We start from the raw sequence: 3,394 nt of genomic DNA on the forward strand, positions 1-3,394 counted from the left end.
GTTTTGTACAACCCATTCGGACACGTTCAAGCCGTCAGCCATTACAAAAGCATCAACGGTGAAGATATCGGCTTCAAGCCATTGTCGACCTACCCCCGTCGTTACGACGACCGGCCTGATCTCGCCCTCCAAAACCCGGACCAGGCAATCCAGAATRCCGCCAGCGCCTGGTTCTACAACTCACTGAGCTGGATGGGGCAAGTTGTTGGTACAAACACACAAGACCAAGAGTCTTGCAAAGAGGCGGTGACGTTAGGCGATCTATTACCTGGCGGGCATGTTCGCGCCAGCACTCGTACTCGTTTGTTCGATCCCGGTACCAGGAAGACACCTTACGAGCAAAAACTGCTGAAACTGGTAACCAATGCGCGGCGCGAACCGGTTCACCACATCATGATGCAGTCGGACAGATACCCCACCGATACTGAAAAACAGACACGTATCACGGTCGTTTACCGGGATGGTTTTGGTCGGCAACTGCAAATAAAACAAAAAGCCGAGTTGAGGGCAGCCGAGCAAAAAAAAGACGTCAGTCATCGCTGGCGCGTCAGCGAACGCATCGAATACGACACCAAGGGTTTAGTGAGTCGCACCTACCGTCCTTCTTTCAGTGACAGTCATCGCTACACCGATGATAAACCCTCACGCCAATCAAAACTGTTCGATCAATATTTCCACGACCCAGTCGGCCGACGCGTTCGTGTCATCAATGCCAACGGCGATGAACGTCAGTACACCTATCTGCCCTGGTACTCCATTACCGAAGACGAAAACGACACACAGCCTGATCAATCAATGACGCAGGGAGGCGACAGATGAGCAGCCATATTCATGGAAAAACCCCGACACTGAACATTGTCGATGGGCGCGGTGTCCGGGTTCGCGAAGTCGCCTACCTGCGTAATGCCGGCATCGCGCAGCCTCAGGCTCGAATTGCTCGTTACCCGCACGACATCAGCGGCCAAATTGCCGAGCAACGCAGCGGTGTCAGCCTGGAACTAGCCGATATGACGCAAATCAGCAGCCTGTCCGGCGCATTGCTGTTAAGCAAAAGCATCGATGCAGGTTGGCGCATGACCTTGTTTGGCGAAGCGGGCCAGGCATCGGAAAATTGGGACTCTCGGGGCAGTCATCGGCAAACGGACTATGACAATCAGTTACGCCCTACGGCCATTTACGAAGCGGGCAATGAAAAAACCCGCCAGGCAACCGAGCGTTTTTCCTATGCAGACAGCTCAGCCGAGTTTGCTAAAAAGAACCAGTGCGGCCGATTGATTCGTCATGATGATACGGCAGGTAAAAGACACCTTGGCGAGTATGACCTGACAGGTCATCTAATCAGCGAAACCCGACATTTGCTCAAAGACCAACAATCCCCGGACTGGCCCGAAGAACCCGCGAAACGGGATGACTTGCTCGAAAGCGGAACCGGCTACACCACCACCTGGCAATACTCAGCCACCGGCGAAGTGGTCCGGCACAAGGATGCCAAAGGTCATACCCAACGCTTCTGGTTCGATGTCGCCGGACAGTTGAAAAAAGTCACGCTACAACTTAATGGTGCCACGGAACACAGGTTGATTCTGGATCAGGTCAGCTACAACGAGCAGGGTCAGATCGAGTCGCAAACCATGGGCGGCAAGATCACTGGTACAGCGACTTATGCACCTGAAAATGCACGCATGAACCAGCGAACCCTTTCGCGCACAGATGCAAGTGTCATCCAGAAGTTGCACTACGCCTATGACGCTGTCGGCAATGTGCTGAGTGTCGAAGACCACAGCAAACCCGCGCAGCACAACGCCAACCAACGGATCAATCCGGTCAGTTCCTATGTTTACGACAGCCTTTATCAACTGGTCCAGGCTTCGGGGCGTGAAGAGCAGGGGGCAAGCATCCAGCCCTCACTTCCCGAGTGGTCGAAGAGCGCGGGCGACCGGAGCCGACTGCTCAACTTCACTCAGAGATACACCTATGACGAGCGCTGCAACCTGATCAAAGTCCAGCATCAGTGCGAGGGCAATAACTACACCCGAGACATGCGCATCGCCCCAGACAGCAATCGTGGGTTGTCATGGAAAACAGGCGATCCAGAACCCGATTTTGCAAACGTCTTTGACGCCAACGGCAATCTGCAAGCCCTGCAAACGGGGCGACCTCTGGTATGGAACATTCGTAACCAACTACACAGCGTTACCCTGGTCGAGCGTGCAGGAGAAGAAGCCGATACGGAAAGTTATCTCTACGATGGCAACGGTCAGCGCATTCGCAAGCGACAGACTCAAAAGGCGCATGCACTGACCCATTGGTGCGACGTCATCTATTTGCCGGGGCTGGAGATCCGTGAAAGCACGACGGAGCAACTCGAGGTCATCACCCTCAAGGCAGGAAACTGCACTGTACGTTGTCTGCACTGGAGCCTGGGAACACCTTCAGCCATCACCAATGATGCTTTGCGCTACAGCTTCGACGACCACCTGGGCTCCAACACACTGGAACTCGATGCCGAAGGCAAGCTGATCAGCGAGGAAGGTTATTACCCCTTTGGCGGCACGGCATGGAGAGCGGCCCGCAACGTGCTGGAGGCGACATACAGAACCATTCGTTACTCGGGGAAGGAGCGTGATGCCAGCGGGCTGTACTACTACGGTCACCGATATTACGCGCCGTGGTTGCAACGATAGATCAGTCCGGATCCGGCGGGGACGGCGGACGGGTTGAATCTGTATTGCATGGTGGGGAACAACCCGGTGAGATTCGTCGACCATCAGGGCTTGGGAAAAGAGGAAATCGTCGGGCAATTCCGTAGTTGGGGCAGGCAGCGCTCGCAAGACATCATGAACGCAGCGAAACGCAGGCTATCGACACCTGGTGATATCAAGTTCAACAAATTTGCCGTGCAAAAACTGACTGCTCATGCCTACGCAATCAACACTGATCGCGAGCTAAAAGTCGGCGAACTCTTCAACCTGGAAGGCCCCCCGTCCGGCCCGACAAACTACCGGGGTGTCGATCAGAATTACGTGGGGGCGAAAAGCCCGGAACACTACTTGACCTTCGGCAGCTACAGAATCGAAAATGCCGGTGTTTTTCTGGAAGATCTGGCCGAACGCTACACCGCAACGAAATCAGACGCGCTGCGACAGATACATATTGACCCCGAATCACTGCGCGCCCATCCGACGCTCAGTAGAACACGCGAGCAAGTCCACGAACTGCAGCAACCGGTCAGAGACCTCATCGCCAGCCATATCGATGCCAGCAATGGAGTAATACCTGCATTTGCTGGCGGGCCCGGGGCTCATGCCGAAGTCCGGGCGCTGAACTCAATCGTAGCGCTCTATCCGGACTCAGCGGAAAGATTGCTCAGCGATACAACCATTTTCACAGACAC

The 3,394-nt window shown here is 54.7% G+C and carries 3 pseudogenes; all 3 read left to right on the forward strand.

Annotation, left to right across the window (positions count from 1 at the left end):
* Nucleotides 1-819, forward strand: a pseudogene (locus tag AC1DRJ_RS22065) (SpvB/TcaC N-terminal domain-containing protein); the annotation flags it as partial.
* Nucleotides 820-1,073: 254 nt separating this feature from the next.
* Nucleotides 1,074-2,717 (forward strand): annotated as a pseudogene (locus AC1DRJ_RS22070) (RHS repeat-associated core domain-containing protein); the annotation flags it as partial.
* 33 nt (nucleotides 2,718-2,750) lie between these two features.
* Nucleotides 2,751-3,394: pseudogene (locus AC1DRJ_RS22075) on the forward strand (toxin); the annotation flags it as partial.

This window comes from Pseudomonas sp. P5_B2 (genome assembly GCF_056400445.1).